This is a genomic window from Catellatospora aurea, assembly GCF_042663325.1.
GTDB lineage: Bacteria > Actinomycetota > Actinomycetes > Mycobacteriales > Micromonosporaceae > Catellatospora > Catellatospora aurea.
This window is the reverse complement of record NZ_JBHTAC010000004.1, coordinates 91,702-109,576: the sequence shown is the minus strand read 5'-3', so window position 1 is coordinate 109,576 and position 17,875 is coordinate 91,702. Positions and strand designations below refer to the sequence as shown.

Genomic DNA, 17,875 nt, shown 5'->3' with positions numbered 1-17,875 from the left:
GGAAGGGCACCTTCTACATCGGATTCCGATGTGAAGGTGCCCTTCCTTCGCTCGGGGGCTTGGTTTGTCAGGAGTTGAGGCGGCGGTGGCGGTGGACGGAGAGGGGGAGGAAGATCGCGGTCAGGAGGAGGGGCCAGAGGATGGCGAGCAGGAGGGCGTGGTCGGGGATCAGGCCGGGGTTGCCGAACAGGTCGCGGGAGGCGGCGGCGGTGGCCGACAGCGGGTTCCACTGGGCGATCGTGCCGAGCCAGGCGGGCATGGTCTCGGGGTCGACGAAGACGCCGGAGAGGAAACCGACCGGCCAGACGAGGATCTGGACCATGGTCACCGACTCCGGTCCTTTCACGACCAGGCCGAGGAAGATGCCGACCCACAGCAGGGCGAAGCGCAGCAGCAGGAGCAGCCCGAACGCGGCGATCGCGGAGGCGAGGCCCTCGTGCCAGCGCCAGCCGAGCGCCGCGGCCGCGGCGGCGAGCACGGCCAGGCCGACCGTCGAGTTCATCAGGTCGGCCAGGCAGCGGCCGAGCACGACCGACGCCGAGTTGATCGGCAGGGACCGGAAGCGGTCGGTGACCCCCTTGGCGGCGTCGGTGGACACCGCGGTCATGGTCGCCTCCACGCCGAAGAACATGGTGAGGGCGAACATGCCCGGCATCAGGTAGTCGAAGTAGTCCTCCCCGATCGCCCCGCCGAACAGGCCGCCGAACATCAGCGCGATCATCACGGTGAACAGCCAGTTCACGATCACGCCGACAGGCTGCTGCCGCCAGTGGGTGAGCTCGCGCCGCGCGAGCACCCAGGTCTCCTCCAGCACGGCAGTCACGCCGCCACCTCCTGCTTGTCGGCCTGCTTGCGGTGAAGGTCGAGGAACACCTCGTCGAGCGTGGGCCGCCGCAGGTTGACCTCGACCGGTTCGACGCCCTCGGCGGCCAGCGCCGTGCTGATCGCGATCAGCGCCTTGGTGCGCTGCCGCACCGGCACGCTGATCCGGTGCTGCTCGGTGCGCGGCTCGCCGTCGGCGTGCGCCACCACCGCGGGCAGCGCCCGCCCGGCCTGCTCAGCGTCGGCGAACGCCAGGTCGATCCAGTCCTCGCCGATGGTGGCCTTGAGCTCGTCGGGGGTGCCCTCGCTGACCACCCGGCCGTGCCACAGCATCGCGATCCGGCTCGCCAACTGGTCGGCCTCCTCCAGGTACTGCGTGGTCAGCAGGACGGTGGTGCCGCCCGCGACGAGTTCGCGCAGCGCGGACCAGACCTCCTGGCGGCCCTGCGGGTCCAGGCCGGTGGTCGGCTCGTCCACGAACAGCACCTCGGGCGCGACGATCAGGCTGGTCGCGAGGTCGAGGCGGCGGCGCATGCCGCCGGAGTACTTCGCGACCGGTTTGCCGCCCGCCTCGGTCAGGCCGAACCGCTCCAGCAGCTCGTCGGCGCGTCTGGCCGCGTGTGTCCGGCCCAGGTGGTTGAGGCGGCCGAACAGCACCAGGTTCTGCCGGCCGCTGAGGATCTCGTCGACCGCGGCGTACTGGCCCACCAGACCGATGCGCTGCCGCACCTGCGCCCCCTGGGTGCTCACGTCGTGCCCGGCCACGACCGCGCGTCCCGCGTCCAGGCGCATCAGCGTCGCCAGGATGCGTACGGCGGTCGTCTTGCCCGCGCCGTTCGGGCCGAGCAGCCCGTACACGGTGCCCGGAGGCACTTCGAGATCGAATCCGTCGAGTGCCGGGGCCTGTGCTCCCCGGTAGGTCTTGCGGACCCCGTGCGCCGATATCGCCGGCTCTGCCATGCGCAGACTCCTCCCGCTCAGTTCGAGTACACCGTACCGTACGTCGTACGCTACTGTCGAGGCGAGCGGAATTCGCGCGGATGACCCACGCTGTGCCGTATGGATTACGCCCCCTTCATGGCCCTCTCCGCGTTCCTGCCACTGGCGGCGCGGACCGCACTGTGGCAGGTGCCCGAGGACGAGGTGTGGATCGTGGAACGCCACCGGCGCTTCCACCGCGCGCTGGCCGCCGGCCGGCGGCTGGCGGTACCCCTGCTCGACCAGGTCAAGGCCAGGGTCGAGCTCACCCAGCAGATGCTGCTGTGGCCCCCGGCGCCACGGGAGGGCAGCGTCGACGTGCCGGCGGGAGACGTGTTCACCGCTCAGGACGGCGGCAAGGTCGAGATCAGGATGCGCATCCTGTGGCGGATCACCGACCCGGTGCGGGCGGCGTACCAGCCGAACGGCCCCGGCCTGGCCATCGACGACCTGGCGGCGGCCATCCTGCGCCGCCTGATCGCGGGTCTGCCGCTGGAGGCCGCGATGACCAGCAGGTCGGCCCTCGACCGAGAGCTGACCAGCGCGCTGACCGAGCAGGCCGGCTGGGCCGAGATCGGCAGTGTGCGGATCAGCGAGGTGCTGGCGCACCCGGTGCCGGTGCGGGCCTAACCACCCGAGCGCAGCAGGTCACGGCACAGCGGCACGTCCGAGGTCCGCACGTCGGGCGGGAAGATCAGCGCGGCGAGCGGGCGGCGCAGCACACCGGCCTCCCGCTCGCTGCACATCCGCCGCGAGGTGATCTCGTCGGACTTCAGCTGCTGAGGGCCGCCGCCGTCGCGGTACAGGACGGTCTCCAGGTCCTCGTCCTGGCCGATGATGTAGGCGACCTTCGTCGTGCCGTCGACGGTGAGCGCGGTCGCGGGCAGCCACATGCCCTGCAGCGTGACCATGCCGGCGAGCACCACGCCCAGGACCAGCGTCAGCCCGTCGACCCAGCGGTTGGGCACCCGCCCGCCGAGCAGCGGGCTCGGCGGGCGCTCGCCGGCGCGCGGCATGACAGGCCGCCCCCGGCGGCGCAGCAGCGTCAGCGACAGCAGCGCGGCGGCCCCGGCGAGCACGAGCAGCAGGTACACCGGGGCGGTGAGCAGCCCGACGACCAGCAGCATCAGCGCCACCGGCGGCGGCAGGCTCGCGAGCACCGTGGGCTGGAACACCGCGCCCCGGACGGCGGCGCGCCGCTCCGACAGCGCCAGGTAGGCCGCGAGGATGAGGATCAGCGGCAGGAACGGGACGTAGCTGCCGATGAGCAGCGCCTGCATGCTGGTGTGCTGGGCGAGCGCCTTGAGCGTCGCGTCGTCACCGTTGGACAGCACGAACAGCCGCACCCCGGCCAGGATCGCGGGGAACGCCGCCGACACCAGGCCCAGGTAGAAGCCGTGCCGCTCCCCCGCCGCGACCGCCGGGGCGGCAGCCTCCGGGGTGCGGGGCGACGGAACCGGGGACGAGGCGTCGCTGAGCTGCTCGGTCACGGTGCGCATTCTTCCATCCAGATCGGACCGACGGCCATACCCGGTGGGTCGCGGGCCACCTGACCTGGTCTCAGGGTCGAGACCAGGGTTGACACCGGATCTGCCCGGCGCGGCGGGAGGTTTAGGTTGGCGGCGTGGCCCTCATCGCGACCCAGTCGCTGACCAAGACCTACCCGGGCGGGGTGACCGCCCTGTCCGACCTGACCCTGTCCGTCGAGCCGGGCATCATCGGCCTGGTCGGCGCCAACGGCGCCGGCAAGTCCACGATGATAAAGACCCTGCTCGGGCTGCTGACGCCGACGACCGGCAGCGCCCAGGTGCTCGGCCTGGATCCGACCACCGACGGTGAGCAGGTTCGCGCCCGCGTCGGGTACATGCCCGAGCACGACTGCCTGCCGCCGGACATGATCGCGGCGGAGTTCGTGACGCACATGGGCCGGATGACCGGCCTGCCGCGCACCGTCGCCCGCGAGCGGGCGTCGGAGGCGCTGCGCCACGTCGGGCTGTACGAGGAGCGCTACCGCCAGATCGGCGGCTACTCCACCGGCATGAAGCAGCGCGTGAAGCTGGCCCAGGCCCTGGTGCACGACCCGGACCTGCTGCTGCTCGACGAGCCCACCAACGGCCTGGACCCGGCCGGGCGCGACGCGATGCTGACGCTGATCCACCGCATCGGCACCGAGTTCGGCATCTCGGTGGTGGTCTGCTCGCACCTGCTCGGCGAGATCGAGCGCATCTGCGACTCGCTGATCGCCATCGAGGGCGGGCGGCTGCTGCGCGCCGACCGGATCGACGCGATGACCACGGGCACGGACGTGCTGGCCATCGAGGTCGCCGAGGGCACCGCCGAGCTGTCGGCGGCGCTGGCGCAGCGGGGGCTGACCGCCACCGCGGAGGGCCGGATGCTGCTGGTCCCGCTCGCCGACGAGGACACCTACGACCTGATCCTGCGTACCGTGGCCGACCTGGATCTGCCGCTGCACCGCCTCGACCAGCGCCGCCACCGGGTGGCCGAGCTGTTCTCCCCCGCCGCCCCGTCAGCTTCCCTGGAGGTGAGCCATGTCTGAGCGGAGTGTCATCCACGACATCGGCTACCAGCGTTACACCGGCACCCGGCTGGGCCGCGGCTACGTCGCACGCTCGCTGTTCGAGCACGGCGTGCGGGTCGCCTTCGGGCTGGGCCGCAGCGCCAAGGCGAAGATCTTCCCCTGGATCGTGATCGGCCTGGTCACGTCCCTGGCCCTGATCGTGGTCGCGGTGAAGGCGCAGACCGGCGAGATGATCCTGACGTACCAGCAGCTGCCGAGCACGGCCAGCGTGCTGGTGATGGTGTTCCTCGCCGTGGTCGCGCCCGAGCTGGTCTCGCGGGACCTGCGCAACCAGACGCTGCCGCTGTACTTCTCCCGCCCGCTGGCACGGTCGGACTACGCCCTGGCCAAACTCGCCGCCCTGGCGACGGTGGTCTGGCTGCTGATGGCCGGGCCACAGCTGCTGATGTTCCTCGGTGCGGCGTTCACCGCGCAGGACGCGTCGGGGGTCGCGGCGGAGGCCCGCGGCATGCTCGGCGGCTGGGTGGTGGCCACCTGTTACGCCCTGGTGTTCAGCAGCCTCGCCGTCTTGATCGCCTCGATCGCGAGTCGCCGCGCGTTCGCCGCGGGCGCGATCGTCGTCGTCTTCATGATCACCTCCCCGGTGGTGGGCCTGCTCGCCGCGCTCGGCGAAGGCGGCGCGCTGTCGCAGATCGCGCCGATGTTCAGCCCGTTCTCCCTACCCGAAGGGGTACGCAGCTGGCTGTACGGCACGTCGTTCGAGGTCGGGCCGTACGGGCCGGTGTACGGCCTGGTGACGGTGCTGAGCATCACCGCCTGCACCCTGCTGCTGCTCCTGCGCTATCGGAAGGTTTCCCTGTGAGCGACCTCGACCTGCGCGGGGTGTCCCGCTGGTACGGCAACGTCGTCGCCGTCAACGACGTCACGATGACCCTCGGGCCGGGCGTGACCGGCCTGCTCGGCCCGAACGGGGCCGGCAAGACCACCCTGCTGCACATGATGGCCGGCTTCCTCGCGCCGTCGCGCGGGCAGGTGCTGATCGACGGCGACGCCACCTGGCGCAACCCGGCGATCTACCGCAAGCTCGGCCTGGTCAACGAGCGCGAGGCGGTGTACGGCTTCCTGTCCGGCAAGGAGTTCGTGCGGGCCAGCGCGAAGCTGCACGGGCTGCCCGACGCCGACGCGGCGACCCGGCGCGCGATCGAGCTGGTCGAGATGGCCGACGCGCAGGACCGCCGGATGGACACGTACTCCAAGGGCATGCGCCAGCGGATGCGCGTCGCCGCAGCGCTGGTGCACGACCCGGCGGTGCTGCTGCTCGACGAGCCGTTCAACGGCATGGACCCGCGCCAGCGTATGCACATGATGGAGCTGCTGCACCGGCTCGGCGCGCAGGGCCGCACGGTGCTGTTCAGCTCGCACATCCTGGAGGAGGTCGAGCAGGTCTCCGGCACCGTGCAGGTGATCGTCGCGGGCCGACTGGCCGCGTCGGGCGACTACCGCACCATCCGCCGCCTGATGACGCACCGGCCGCACGTGTTCGCGATCCGGTCCAGCGACGACCGGCGGCTCGCGGTCGCGCTGATGGCGTCCGACTCGGTCGCGGGCGTCACGCTGGGCAAGGACGGCCTGACCGTGCACGCCGGCGACTACGGCACGTTCACCCGGGCCCTGCCGCGCATCGCCCTGGACCAGGGCGTACGGGTGCGCCAGCTCATCCCCTCGGACGAGTCGCTGGAAAGCGTCTTCTCCTACCTGGTCTCGGCATAGGGAGCACCGCGATGAACATGACCATTGCCTGGATCACCGCCCGGGGGCTGCTCGGCCGCCGCCGGTCCTGGCTGCTGCTGCCCATGCCGGTCATCCTGGTCGGCATCACCGCGATCGGCCTGGCCTTCGCGGCCCCGGCGGTCGACCTGGCCGACGGGGTGCTGATCGGGCTCGGGGTGGCCGTGATCCTGCCGCTGGTGTCGCTGATCGTCGGCACCGGCGTGCTCGGCTCGGAGATCGACGACGGCACCGTGGTGCACATCCTGACCAAACCCATCCCACGCAGCCGGATCATCCTGGCCAAACTGGTGGTGGCGTCGCTCGTCAGCGCGGTCACGACCGCGGCGCCGATGTTCGTCGCCGCCACCATGGTCGGCGGGGTGCGGCTGGGTCTGGGGTTCGCGGTGGCGTGCGTGGCCGGGGCGATCGTGTACAGCGCGCTGTTCCTGGCGCTGAGCGTGGTGACCCGGCGGCCGGTGCTGGTCGGCCTGCTCTACGTGGTGATCTGGGAGGGCCTGCTCAGCAACGTGGTGACGGGCACCCGCACGGTGTCCGTGCAGCACTACGTGATCGAGTTCGCCAGCGCGCTGTCCGGCTCGACGCTGTTCCCGAGCACCGTGTCCACGGCGGTGGCCGCGGTGATGACCGTCGTCTTCACCGTGCTGGGCACCTGGTTGGCCACCCAGCGCCTGCGCGCCTTCTCGGTAGCCGGCGAAACCAGCTGACCCCCTCCGAAAGCGAAGGAAGGGCACCTTCACAACGCTATGCGTTGTGAAGGTGCCCTTCCTTCGTATCGCGGTCAGGAGCCGGCGATGTTGACCATCCAGTTGACGCCGAAGCGGTCCTTGAGGGCGCCGAACTCGTCGCCCCACATCTGCTTCTCCAGCGGCACGCCGACGGTGCCGCCCTCGGTCAGCTTCTCCCAGTAGCCGCGCAGCCGGTCGCCGTCGTCGCCGCTGAGGCTGATCGCGATGTTGTCGCCGGGGTGGTAGGCCATGCCGGGCGGGGTGTCCGAGGCCATCAGCGTGTAGCCGGCGTCGGACTCCAGCTGCGCGTGCATGATCTGGTTCGCGTACGGCACGTCCTTGTCGCCGAACTCGCCGAAGGTGCTCACCGTCAGGTTGCCGCCGAGGATGCCCTGGTAGAACTCCATCGCCTCGCGGGCGTTGCCGTTGAAGCTGATATACGGGTTGAGCCTGGACGCCATTCGAATCCTCCTTGATCGTCATGGTTCGCCGGATTGTGCGCAGTCCACGCAGCATCCTCGCAGAAGGGTCGGACAGCACGGCATGACACGACGGAGTGACGGCCGCCCGTAATCCGTGGTTCAACGCCACAACGGATCACATTCATCATCGTCCGTGAATGTCCGGCGCATGAGATCACTCCATCGCCGCACGTTCGTCCTAGGCGGACTCGCGATCGCGGGGACCGCGCTGACCGGCGCGAGCGCGTTCGCCGCCGCCCCGTACCCGTTCAAGCTCGGGGTGGCTTCGGGCGACCCCGAGTCCGACAGCGTCGTGCTGTGGACGCGCCTCGCGCCGACGCCGCTCAACGCCGACGGCCAGGGCGGCATGGCCGACGCCGACGTCGTCGTCGACTGGCAGGTCTCCACCAGCAGCTCGTTCAGCACGCTGGCCGCGTCCGGCTCGGTCACCGCCCGGTACGCCGACGCGCACTCGGTGCACGTGATCGCGGGCGGGCTGGCCGCAGACGCCGACTACTACTACCGTTTCCGGGCGCAGGGCCACCTCTCGCCGGTCGGGCGCACCCGCACCGCGCCCGCGCCGACCACGTTCGGCCGTGACCTGGTGATGGCGTTCGCGTCGTGCTCGAACTGGCAGGCCGGCTACTTCACCGCGTACCGCCGCCTGGCCGAGGACAACCCCGGCCTGGTGCTGCACCTGGGCGACTACATCTACGAGGGCGGCGCGACCGCGGGTTCGGTGCGCGAGCACGTCGGCGCCGAGATCGTGTCGCTGGCCGACTACCGCCGCCGGTACGCGCTCTACAAGTCCGACCCCGACCTGCAGGCCGCGCACGCCGCCGCGCCCTGGCTGGTGGTGCCCGACGACCACGAGGTCGAGAACAACTACGCCACCAACGTGCGCGCCGACAGCTCACCGGCGCTGACCGCGGCCCAGTGGATCGCCCGGCGCACCGCGGCATACCAGGCGTACTACGAGAACATGCCGCTGCGCCCGGCCTCGACGCCGAACGGCAACAGCATCCCGCTGTACCGCCGCATCCGCTGGGGCAAGCTGGCCACGTTCCACATGCTCGACACCCGCCAGTTCCGCGACGACCAGGCCTGCGGCGACGGCTGGAAGGTGTGCGCCGACGCCGACCTGCCCGCCCGCAGCCTCACCGGCGCGGCGCAGGAGGCGTGGCTGCTCGACGGCCTCGCCCAGCACCACAGCACCTGGGATGTGCTTGGCCAGCAGGTGTTCTTCGCCCGCCAGTTCGACGCGGCCGGGGCCGCCAGCATGGACTCCTGGGACGGCTACCGCGGCTCGCGGGCCCGTATCCAGCAGGGCTGGCGTGACCGCGCGGTGCGCAACCCGCTGGTGCTCACCGGTGACGTGCACAAGTCCTGGGCCAACGAGCTCAAGGCCGACTACGCCAACCCGAACTCGGCGACCATCGGCACCGAGCTGGTGTGCACGTCGATCAGTTCCGGCGGCGACGGCAGCGCCACCACAACCGTCCCGAACGTGGCCACCAACCCGCACCTGAAGTTCTACTCCGACCGGCGCGGCTACGTGCGCACCACGATCAGCCAGGCGCAGGTCCGCGCCGACTTCCGCGCGGTCGGCGCGGTCACCGAGCACGGGGCCGCGGTGTCCACGCTGCGCTCGTACGTCATCCAGGACGGCCTGCCCGGCCTGCAGCAGGTCTAGGAGAAACACATGAGAGCCCTCACCACCCTGGCCCTGTCCGCGGCGGTGGTCGTGGCCGTCGCCGCGACCCCGGCCGCCGCCTCCCCGGTCCCCGCCGCCCGCGCCCTGGCCGCGCTGACACCCGTCTCCGTCACCTGGACGACCGCGAACAGCACCGCCACCGGCGACCAGGACGTCTCCGCGGTGGCCACGAACCGGTCCGGCCACGTCGCCGTCGTCTGGGAGGACGACCGCGACACCACCGCGCCCGAGGACGCCACGCACTCCGAGATCTACCTGCGCCTGTTCCGCGACGGCGTCGCCGTGTACGAGCTGAAGCTCTCCGCGGGCGGCACCGCCGGCACCACCTGGCGGCACCTGTCCCCCGACGTCGGCCTCGACGACAAGGGCAACGCCGTGGTGGTCTGGGCCGACGACCCGGACGGCAACGGCTTCTACAACATCCCCTACCGGGTCGTCTCCCCCACCGGCACGATCCTGGGCTCCGGCAACGCCAACGCCTCGGCCGCCGGCCAGCAGATCCAGCCCGCCGTGGCCGTCGACCCCGACGGCACGCCGAGCAGCCCGAGCGCGGTCGCGTTCACCGTGGTCTGGGAGGACGTCCAGGACCCGAACCCGGCCACGGTCAAGGCGGCGGGCTTCACCAACGTCACCACCAAGGCGTACGAGGTCACGGCAAGCCAGACCACCGGCGCGCACCACCGCCCCGACGTCGCGGTGTCCGCTGCGGGCGACGCGGTCGTGGTGTGGAACGAGGACGGCGACGGCAACGGCTTCGACAACATCGGCCTGGTCCGGCTCGCCAAAGCCAACGGCGCGGTGACCCTGTCCCGGCGCACCGCCAACGCCACCGGCGACGGCCAGCAGCGTAACGCGTCCGTGGCGGCGAACATGACCGGCGAGTTCACGGTGGCCTGGGAGTCCGACCACACCGGCGTCCCGACCGTCTGGACCCGCTCGTTCACCTCGGCCGGCAACCCCCGCCACGCCGACGTCGAGGTCTCCCCGCAGCCGGGCGCGACCGCGCCCTCGACCGGCATCGACGACCAGGCCAACGTGGTGGTCGCCTGGTCGATCCCGGCGAACACCGGCGACGTATGGGCCCGCGGCTTCAACCCCGACGGCACCACCGCCGCCCGCCTGCCCGCCCAGTTCTACAGCGACCTCACCACCGGCCGCCAGGACCAGCCCGCCGTCGCCGTCTCCCCCTGGGGCGAGATCGCCCTGACCTTCACCGACGACAACGACGGCAACCAGTTCGACCAGATCCGCCTCGGCCTCGGCGCCGCCAACTCGGACTGGTAACCACCCCCACCCGGGGTGATCATGAACCTATGGCACGGCTCGGCGGCGTGTCGGCGGCATAACCTCATGATCACCTCGGGTGTCGGTCTCCGCGCGGCGCAGCACCAGCACCGCCGGGATCACGGCGAGGATCGCGGCCTGGGTCCAGAACAGGGCGTCCAGGAGCAGCTTCACCGGGTCGAGGTGCAGGGGCAGACGTTCGGGCGTGGCCGCGATCTCCTCGATCTCGTCCAGGGTGGACGCGTCGGCCCCGCTGTTCAGCCACGACCAGGGATAACCGAGGCCGCGGCGGTAGCCGAACATGCAGCAGACGTCCTCGCGTACCACCAGCAGGCCTGCCAGCAGACCGCAGATCGCCAGCACCGCCACCCCGGCCCAGACGATCGGGCCGGGGCGCAGGTCGGCGAGCCCGAGCCAGGCCAGCACCGCGCCGGCGCACCCGAGCACCATGCCGAAGACCGTGTAGTAGCCGATGCCGACGTGCGTCACCAGGGCCAGCAGGCCGACCGCCGCGCTGGCCACCCCCGCGCACAGGAACACGGCCATCCGCAGCCCGGATATCTGCATGCCCCGAGTCTGCCATGGATGGCGCGGGACGCTCCCGGCCCTCGACGCCGCTAGTCTTGCCCGCGTGACGACGTGACCGTGTGGAGGGCCCGTGGACCAGCAGGTACTGCAAAGCCTCGCCGGCAATCCCGCGGCGCCGGAGGACGTGCTGGTACGGCTATGCCACGATCGCCACCTGGCCGGCATGGTGGGCGTGCGCGAGGGCGAACTGCCCGACGCCGTCGTCGACGCGATCGCCGACCACCACGACCCGGCGCTGATCACGTCACTGAGCCGTCGCGACAACGTGTCCGCGGCCATGGCTCACCGGCTCGCGGAGCATCCGGTCGCCGCCATACGGCAGGCCTGGCTCGGCGCACCGCGGCGACAACTCGTCGACGACCGCTACCTCACGATCGTCGAACTGGAGCGACTGCTCGGCATCACCCGATCCGCATCGGCCGCCCACCCGGACCCGGTGGTCCGTGCCGTCGCCGCGCGCTGTTGGTTCGACCCGCCCGCTGACGTGCACCGCGCGCTGCTCAGCGACCGTGATCCGACGGTGCGCACCGCGGCCGTCTCGCCCCGGCACCCCCAGGTGCCCGTGGACCTGCAACCGGAGTTCCTGCGCGACCCGGTCACTCGGCCGGTCCTCGCCCGTTATGCGGAACTCACCGCCGAGCAGTCGCTGGCCCTGGCACAGGACCCGGACCCCGAGGTCCGCGGCGGCCTGGCGCACCATCCGGCACTGCCGCCCGCGACCCGCGAAGTGCTCTTCACGGATCCCGACGAGCTGGTCCAGGTGACGATCCTCCAGCATCCGTCGCTGACCGAGGAGGAACGCACCCGGCGGTACGACGTCTGCAAGGCAGCCGCCGCCGCAGGCGACGAGGTGGCCGAGATGGTGGTCGAGTTCTTCGATCTCTTCGGCCCGGACTGGCTGCGCGCCGCCCCGCTGGAACGCCGACTGGCCTATCTGGACTCACCCTTCGCCGCGTTCCGGGAGGTGGTGGCGTGGTCGCGGGACCTGCCGCCGGAGGCGTACGCCCGGCTCGACGCCGACCCCGTGCACCGGGTCCGGTCAGCCTCGGCGAAACGGCCCGACGCCCCGCCTGCGCTGCTGGAGTGGATGCTGCGCGAGCGCGGGGACAGTCGCAAGTCGCGGTGGCGGTGGTCCGACCACCCGAACTTCCCCACCGAGGTCCTGCACACCTACGCCGGCCACCCTGACGAGCGGGTACGCAGCTACGCGCCGCGCGACCCCGAGCTGCCTCCGGAGGTCCTGGCCCGGCTCGCCACCGACGCGAGCGCGGTCGTACGGCATGCCGTCGCGGCCGACCCCGGGTCACCCGCCGAGGTCATCGCCGCTCTGCTCATGGATCCCGAACCGTCCGTCGCCGCGCAGGCCGCCGCCAATCCGCGCCTGCCGGTGACGTCGATGCGCAGCCTGCTGGACCGGGCCGGCCTTCCGTGATCGTTCGACTTGCCAGGCAGGTGTGCGTATCTTGACCGCCCGTACGCCCGGTTGCCTGGCAAGTCCGGCGATCATGGGCCGCGCGGCGGCCCGGTGCGGCCGAGTGGCCGTCGGTGGAGGTCGTGGCGGCGGAAGGTAGGGTCCGGCGGTGATCAACGTCGTCGCCGTCGACCTCGACGGCACCCTGCTGCGCTCCGACCACACCGTCTCGGCCCGTACGGTCACCGCCCTGGCCCGCGCCGCGCAGGCCGGCGCGCGCATCGTGATCGGCACCGCCCGGCCGCCCCGCGAGGTCCACGAGGTCGCCGCGGCGGCGGGTATCGCCGGAGTGGCCGTGTGCTCGAACGGCGCGGTCGTGTACGACCTGGCCAGCGGCCAGGTCACCATCACCGGCCCGCTGCCCCTGACGCTGGCGGAGCGGGTCGCCGACGTGCTCACCCCGGCGCTGGACGGCATCGCGTTCGCGGTGGAGACCGGGCACCGGGCGCTGACCGGCCCCGGCTTCGACCACGTGAGCCGCCGCAGCATCGTCCGGGTGCCCGTGCGCACCCGGGCCGAGCTGTGGACCGAGGCCGAGAGCTGCGTGAAGCTGCTGGCCTGGTCACCGGCTCCGGTCACCGACGAGCTGCTGAACCGGCTGCAGGCGCTCGTGCCGGAGGTGGCGGTCACCTACTCCGGCGGCAAGGGCATGCTGGAGATCAGCGCCGCCACCGTGTCCAAGGCGGACACCCTGGCCCGCCTCTGCGCGACCTGGGGCGTCGACGCCGCGCAGGTGATCGCGTTCGGGGACATGCCCAACGACGTTCCCGTGCTGCGCTGGGCCGGGATCGGGGTCGCCGTCGCCAACGCCCACCCGCAGGCGCTGGCCGGGGCCGACCGGGTCACCGCGAGCAACGACGAGGACGGCGTGGCCGCGGTCCTGGAGGAGCTGTTCCCCGCCGGCGACGGTGTCGTACCCGCCCGTTAGCGTCGCCCGCGACACGACGGTCGGCTGTGGAGTGTGCTTATGTTTCGGCAGGGCGATGTGCTGGTGGTCCCGATCGCGCGGGAGGAGCTGCCGCCGGATCTGATGCCCGCGCCACGCGACCGGCGCAACCGCATGGTGCTGGCGCTGGGCGAGGCGACCGGGCACGCGCACGTGATCACCGGCGAGCGGGTGGCGATGCTGTGCCCGCCCGACGACCCGGGCCGGCTGTTCCTGCTGATCGAGGGCTACGGCCGCCTGGTGCACGAGGAGCACGGGCCGATCGCGCTGGCCGCGGGCGCCTACCGGGTGGTCCGGCAGCGCGAGTACTTCCCCGGCGCGATCCGCCCGGTCGCGGACTGAGCGCGGCGGGAACACGGCGATGACGACGAGCAGCGAGATCACGAGCACGAGCACCGGCGAGCAGCGGCCGAACCGCCGCGAGGCGCGCAGGAACGAGGACATGTCGCTGGCCGCGCGGGCGGAGCGGTGGATGGCGACCGGTCTGAGCACCGAACCGGCCGACCGGGCGGGTGCTGAGGCGGGCGTGCGCATCGCGTACACCCTGGCGGGCCTGCCCGTGCCACGGCGGATGCTGTGGCTGGGCTCGCCCGCGGCGGGCGCGACGGCGGTGGCGATGCTGCGCACCGGCCTGGCGGGCGACCCGCGGGTCCGCGAGGCGCTCGCCGCGCAGGGTGTCCGGCCGGGCGAACTCCAGCTCGGCCGCAGCGTGCGGCCCCGGGTGCGCACGCGCCCCTGGGCGCAGGCCCGGACCGCGCTCACCGACCGGCTCGGCGCGGTGGGCTTCGCCAGGCACTGGGCCGCCACCGCCCGCCGTCCCTGGCAGCAGCTCGTCGACCAGCTCGCCGCGCCGCTGCGGACCCGGCTGGCCGAGCAGTTCGCGGAGCAGAGCGGCGAGTTCGCGCAGGCCCGGCAGGACGCGCTGCTCGACGTGATCCACGGCCAGCACGACGCGGCCTGGCTGGGCGCGTTCGACAGCCACCCCGACGTCGACGGCCTGGCCCGGGTGGCCTGCAGCGCGGGCTGGTGGTGGGCGTTCGAGCACGTCGCGATCCTCACCGAGCGCCCGCGGGAGGTGCACCGGGACAACCTGGGCCGGCTGCACCACGGCGACGGCCCGGCACTGTCCTACCCGGACGGCTTCGGCCTGCACGCGTGGAGCGGCATGCCGATCCCGGCCGAGATCGCCGCGGAGCTGCCGACGCTGACCGTCGCGCGCATCCGCGGCGAGGGCAACGCCGAGATGCGCCGGGTCATGCTGGAGCACTTCGGCTTCGACCGCTACCTGCGCGAGTCCGGGGCGGCCAAGACGCAGTCCGACGAGTGCGGCACGCTGTGGCGGGTCACGCTGCCCGGTGACGAGCCGCTGGTGATGGTCGAGGTGCTGAACTCCAGCCCCGAGCCCGACGGCAGCTTCCGGACGTACTTCCTGCGGGTGCCGCCGTCGACCCGCACCGCACGCGAGGGCGTGGCATGGACGTTCGGCCTCACACCCGAGGAGTACTCGCCCCTGCAGCAGACGTGAGCAGCGCGTTCGGCACGCCCCAGGTCGGCGGCGGCCCGGCGGGGATCCGCTCGGGCACGCCGCCGGCGAAGACCTGGTGCAGGCCGAGCCGTTTGAGGTGCACGTACCCGATGTGGCAGTCGCAGGTGGCCTTGCCGCAGGCGCGGGGCCGCAGCGCGGCGCGGTAGCTGCCGTCGTAGAGGTTGCCGAGCGGCTCGGGCAGGAAGTGGCAGCGCCGCACGGTGCCGTCGCCGAGCACCGACAGCGAGGTCTCGCCCGCGCCGCACTCGTGCCCGGCCGAGGCGTGCGGGCGCACGCTGTATCCGAACAGCGGGTCGATCGCCGTCCACGCCGCTTCGGCGTCTGCGTCGTAGGTGTGCCCGTCGGCGGCGTTGATCCACAGGTAGGTCGACACCGGCAGTTCGGCCCGCATGGCGACCGCCTCCGCGTGGTGCTCCGGCAGGCCCACCATGCCGACCGAGTGCCGGATCCCGTGCCCGCGCAGCGTCGCGCACGCGGCCAGGAACCGCTCCCGGCGCACCTGCCCCGGGTGGTAGGTCGCCCACAGCGCGAGCCGGGCCGGGTCGGCGTCGGCGACCCAGCCCAGCCGCCCGGCCAGGTTCGTCTGGATGGCGACCTTCTCGACGTGCGGCAGGTGCGACAGCCGCACCAGCGCGTCGCGGTACCAGGACCGGGTCAGCCCCTCGCCCCACGGCGTGAACAGCACCGACAGCGTGTCCCCGGCGGGGTTCTCGGTGACCCAGTCGGCGAAGCGGGTCAGCGCGGCCCGGTCCTCGGCCAGCTGCGCCCGGCTGTCGCGCCGCTTCGCGAACGGGCAGTACGGGCAGTCGAAGTTGCAGCTCGCGAGCGGCCCCCGGTAGAGCAGCAGCAGGTTCACCGCAGCACCGCCCGCGACATCGCCGCCCGCACCGGCCCCGACACCAGCCACGGCCCGATCGCGTCGCCGTGCGCCAGGCCCTCGTCGGTCAGCACCAGGCGGTCTCCCTCGCCGACCGCCCAGCCGCGTTCGACCAGCTCCGCCAGATGAGGAAAGTCGTCATCCATCTTGGACCCGAACCGGTCCGCGTAGCCCGCGAGGTCGACGCCCTCGGCGCGCAGCAGCGACTTCACCAGCCAGCGCAGCCGCTGCTCGCCGCCGTCGAGCGCGAACCCGAACTCGGCGTAGGCGAAGTCTTCGGCGGGCCGGGACAGGTAGTCGTCGATGATGGCGCGGACCTCGCGCACGCTGACCGCGTAGTCGAACGAGTAGTGCAGGTCGGCGGTGTAGGAGCGCGCCCCGCAGCCGATGCCGACCATGCCGTCGTCCTGGCAGCAGTAGTCCGCCCCATCGGGGTCGGGCACGTCGGCGCGGCGGAACTGGCGCATCGACAGCTGCCGGTAATCGGCCTCCCGCAACAGGTCACGGCCTTGCCGGTAAAGGTCGAGGCGCTGGCTGTCCCAGCGCGCATCGCGATCCGGCGCGGCGGCAAGGTCGGACGGCAGCGGCCCGTCGCCCCGGCGGCCGAGGCCGGTCAGCGGGCGCACGTACAGCGGGTAGAGGTAGATCTCCTCGGGTCGCCAGGCCAGGGCCTCGCGTAGCGAGTAGGTCCAGGTGTCGCGGGTCTGGCCGGGGATGCCGTAGATGAGGTCGACGTTGAGCAGCGGGAACGCCGCGTCGCGCAGCGCGGTCAGGGCTCGGTCGACGTCGGCCCGGCGCTGCGGTCGCCCGGCGGCGTGCGCCTCGTTGTCGAGGAAGCTCTGCACGCCCATGCTGACCCGGTGTGTGCCGTGCGCGGCCAGCACCGCCAGCCGGTCGGGGGTCGCCGTCGCGGGCGAGGTCTCCACGGACAGCTGTGCCGCGACGGGGTCCAGGCCGAGCACGCCGGTGGTGATCGCGAACAGCTCGGTCAGCTCGTCGGCGGTCAGATGGGTCGGGGTGCCGCCGCCGATCGCGGCACGGGCGTACCGGGCCGGGCCCAGCGCCGCCGCGACCTGCTCGGCCTGCACCCGCAACTGCCGCAGGTACGCGCCGACCTGCTCGGCGGGCGGCTGCGCACGGGTGAACAGGTTGCAGAACCCGCACCGCATCTCGCAGAACGGGATGTGCAGGTACAGGAACAGATTGTCGCGGTCCTGCCCCGCCCACACGTCGCGCAGGTGCGGACGCGGACGCAGCGGCCGGTACGCCGTCTTGTGCGGGTACGCGTACAGGTAGCCCTGGTAGGGCGAGCCGTCGAGCACCGTCACCACTCCCCCGGCACCAGCGTGAACTCGGCGTACGGCACCGTCCACACCACGTCGTGCCCGACCCGGTGCCCCTGGTGGCCGTCCTCGCCGTACGCGGTCCCGTGGTCGGCGCACAGCACCACGAAGCACGGCCGCCCGCGCGAGGTGAGCAGCGCGAACAGGCGCGGCAGCACGGTGTCCACATAGCGCAGCGCGGCCGCGTGGCTGTCCCGCCCATCCTCGGCCGCCCCGGGCAGGTAGTGCCGGTTGGGCTGGTGCAGCGCGGAGATGTTGAGGAAGGTGAACAGCGGCCGGGCCGCGGGCACGGCCGCGCTGCTGACGGCGAGCTGGTCGAGCTGGTGGCGCAGCGAGTCCGGTTCGGTCACCCCGAACTCGGGCCGCCAGTGGTCCTCGGCGAACAGCCCCGGCAGCACGCTGCCGAGCGGCGAGCGCCGGTTGAAGAAGCCGACCCCACCCAGGCACAGCGTGTGGTACCCGGCCCGACCCAGCCCGGTGACGACGTCGGGGGCGTCGAACACCCAGGTGCCGTCGGCGGTGGTCTCGCTGCCGGGAAACCGGGCCGCGAACAGCCGCTCATGCCGCCCCGGCGTCACCGGCGTCGGCAGGAACCCCGCGAAGAACGCATGGTGCGCGGCATAGGTGAAGCTCGCCGGCGTGTGCCGCGCCTCCCACCGCCCGTCCGGCAGCACCCGCGCCACGTGCGGTGTGCGCCCAGCCGCGGCCTCCTCCGCCGCCACGTCATACCGCAACGTGTCGAGCGTTACCAACGCGATGTCGTACGTCCCCACCAGGGACGCCATGTCCA

General features: G+C 72.4%; 19 protein-coding genes. 11 read left to right on the top strand and 8 right to left on the bottom strand.

Features of this window, described 5'->3' with window-relative positions:
- Nucleotides 1–67 precede the first annotated feature (67 nt).
- Both ACFQO7_RS05795 and ACFQO7_RS05790 read right to left on the bottom strand, forming a co-directional pair.
- Nucleotides 68–823 (bottom strand): ABC transporter permease, encoded by a 756-nt coding sequence (locus ACFQO7_RS05795; RefSeq protein ID WP_376805426.1) that lies wholly within the window; start codon nucleotides 821–823, stop codon nucleotides 68–70.
- Nucleotides 820–1,782, bottom strand: a complete 963-nt coding sequence (locus tag ACFQO7_RS05790; RefSeq protein ID WP_376805425.1) for an ATP-binding cassette domain-containing protein — start codon at nucleotides 1,780–1,782, stop codon at nucleotides 820–822. Before ACFQO7_RS05790 ends, ACFQO7_RS05795 begins: the two co-directional genes overlap by 4 nt.
- A 99-nt stretch (nucleotides 1,783–1,881) precedes the next feature.
- Here ACFQO7_RS05790 and ACFQO7_RS05785 point away from each other — a divergent pair, with 99 nt between their 5' ends.
- Entirely contained in the window at nucleotides 1,882–2,430 is a 549-nt protein-coding gene (locus ACFQO7_RS05785; protein WP_376805424.1) for an SPFH domain-containing protein, read from the top strand.
- On the opposite strand, the gene ACFQO7_RS05780 is transcribed toward ACFQO7_RS05785, so the two are convergent.
- Nucleotides 2,427–3,299, bottom strand: a complete 873-nt coding sequence (locus tag ACFQO7_RS05780) for a hypothetical protein (RefSeq protein ID WP_376805423.1) — start codon at nucleotides 3,297–3,299, stop codon at nucleotides 2,427–2,429. The two genes, ACFQO7_RS05785 and ACFQO7_RS05780, sit on opposite strands and share 4 nt — an antisense overlap.
- A gap of 125 nt (nucleotides 3,300–3,424) precedes the next feature.
- On the opposite strand from ACFQO7_RS05780, the gene ACFQO7_RS05775 reads away from it, so the two are divergent.
- The 4 genes from ACFQO7_RS05775 to ACFQO7_RS05760 are packed head-to-tail and all read left to right on the top strand — an operon-like array spanning nucleotide 3,425 to nucleotide 6,834.
- Nucleotides 3,425–4,357 (top strand): ABC transporter ATP-binding protein, encoded by a 933-nt coding sequence (locus ACFQO7_RS05775; RefSeq protein WP_360532488.1) that lies wholly within the window; start codon nucleotides 3,425–3,427, stop codon nucleotides 4,355–4,357.
- A complete protein-coding gene (locus ACFQO7_RS05770) occupies nucleotides 4,350–5,201 on the top strand; it encodes an ABC transporter permease subunit (protein ID WP_376805422.1) in 852 nt (283 codons plus the stop codon). Before ACFQO7_RS05775 ends, ACFQO7_RS05770 begins: the two co-directional genes overlap by 8 nt.
- Nucleotides 5,198–6,109, top strand: a complete 912-nt coding sequence (locus tag ACFQO7_RS05765) for an ABC transporter ATP-binding protein (RefSeq protein WP_376805421.1) — start codon at nucleotides 5,198–5,200, stop codon at nucleotides 6,107–6,109. Before ACFQO7_RS05770 ends, ACFQO7_RS05765 begins: the two co-directional genes overlap by 4 nt.
- 11 nt (nucleotides 6,110–6,120) lie before the next feature.
- Nucleotides 6,121–6,834 (top strand): ABC transporter permease, encoded by a 714-nt coding sequence (locus ACFQO7_RS05760; protein WP_376805420.1) that lies wholly within the window; start codon nucleotides 6,121–6,123, stop codon nucleotides 6,832–6,834.
- Between the two features lie 74 nt (nucleotides 6,835–6,908).
- Here the strand turns inward: ACFQO7_RS05760 and ACFQO7_RS05755 are convergent, their stop codons facing one another.
- Nucleotides 6,909–7,316, bottom strand: a complete 408-nt coding sequence (locus tag ACFQO7_RS05755) for a VOC family protein (protein WP_376805419.1) — start codon at nucleotides 7,314–7,316, stop codon at nucleotides 6,909–6,911.
- Nucleotides 7,317–7,485: 169 nt separating this feature from the next.
- Between ACFQO7_RS05755 and ACFQO7_RS05750 the strand changes: the two genes are divergently transcribed.
- Together ACFQO7_RS05750 and ACFQO7_RS05745 are read left to right on the top strand one after the other, a co-directional pair.
- Nucleotides 7,486–9,009, top strand: a complete 1,524-nt coding sequence (locus tag ACFQO7_RS05750; protein ID WP_376805418.1) for an alkaline phosphatase D family protein — start codon at nucleotides 7,486–7,488, stop codon at nucleotides 9,007–9,009.
- A gap of 9 nt (nucleotides 9,010–9,018) precedes the next feature.
- On the top strand, nucleotides 9,019–10,314 hold the full coding sequence (locus ACFQO7_RS05745; protein WP_376805417.1) for a hypothetical protein: 1,296 nt from the start codon (nucleotides 9,019–9,021) through the stop codon (nucleotides 10,312–10,314).
- A gap of 27 nt (nucleotides 10,315–10,341) precedes the next feature.
- Here ACFQO7_RS05745 and ACFQO7_RS05740 read toward each other — a convergent pair whose 3' ends face one another.
- Entirely contained in the window at nucleotides 10,342–10,881 is a 540-nt protein-coding gene (locus ACFQO7_RS05740) for a hypothetical protein (RefSeq protein WP_376805416.1), read from the bottom strand.
- Between the two features lie 91 nt (nucleotides 10,882–10,972).
- On the opposite strand from ACFQO7_RS05740, the gene ACFQO7_RS05735 reads away from it, so the two are divergent.
- The 4 genes from ACFQO7_RS05735 (at nucleotide 10,973) to ACFQO7_RS05720 (ending at nucleotide 14,844) form a co-directional block, all read left to right on the top strand.
- The gene (locus tag ACFQO7_RS05735) at nucleotides 10,973–12,334 is read left to right on the top strand and encodes a hypothetical protein (RefSeq protein WP_376805415.1); all 1,362 of its coding nucleotides are present in this window, start codon (nucleotides 10,973–10,975) and stop codon (nucleotides 12,332–12,334) included.
- A gap of 148 nt (nucleotides 12,335–12,482) precedes the next feature.
- Entirely contained in the window at nucleotides 12,483–13,301 is an 819-nt protein-coding gene (locus tag ACFQO7_RS05730; protein ID WP_376805414.1) for an HAD family hydrolase, read from the top strand.
- Nucleotides 13,302–13,340: 39 nt separating this feature from the next.
- A complete protein-coding gene (locus ACFQO7_RS05725) occupies nucleotides 13,341–13,661 on the top strand; it encodes a hypothetical protein (RefSeq protein ID WP_360532519.1) in 321 nt (106 codons plus the stop codon).
- A gap of 19 nt (nucleotides 13,662–13,680) precedes the next feature.
- The gene (locus ACFQO7_RS05720) at nucleotides 13,681–14,844 is read left to right on the top strand and encodes a DUF6745 domain-containing protein (RefSeq protein WP_376805413.1); all 1,164 of its coding nucleotides are present in this window, start codon (nucleotides 13,681–13,683) and stop codon (nucleotides 14,842–14,844) included.
- Here ACFQO7_RS05720 and ACFQO7_RS05715 read toward each other — a convergent pair.
- Genes ACFQO7_RS05715 through ACFQO7_RS05705 form a run of 3 tightly spaced genes read right to left on the bottom strand, consistent with a single transcriptional unit; the run spans nucleotide 14,807 to nucleotide 17,870 of the window.
- A complete protein-coding gene (locus ACFQO7_RS05715; protein WP_376805412.1) occupies nucleotides 14,807–15,721 on the bottom strand; it encodes an STM4011 family radical SAM protein in 915 nt (304 codons plus the stop codon). The genes ACFQO7_RS05720 and ACFQO7_RS05715 overlap by 38 nt on opposite strands.
- Nucleotides 15,718–17,070, bottom strand: a complete 1,353-nt coding sequence (locus ACFQO7_RS05710) for an STM4012 family radical SAM protein (RefSeq protein ID WP_376805411.1) — start codon at nucleotides 17,068–17,070, stop codon at nucleotides 15,718–15,720. The genes ACFQO7_RS05715 and ACFQO7_RS05710 overlap by 4 nt, the downstream gene beginning before the upstream one ends.
- Nucleotides 17,067–17,870: an STM4013/SEN3800 family hydrolase gene (locus ACFQO7_RS05705; protein WP_376805410.1), complete on the bottom strand. Its 804-nt coding sequence runs from the start codon at nucleotides 17,868–17,870 to the stop codon at nucleotides 17,067–17,069. Before ACFQO7_RS05705 ends, ACFQO7_RS05710 begins: the two co-directional genes overlap by 4 nt.
- Nucleotides 17,871–17,875: the final 5 nt, after the last annotated feature.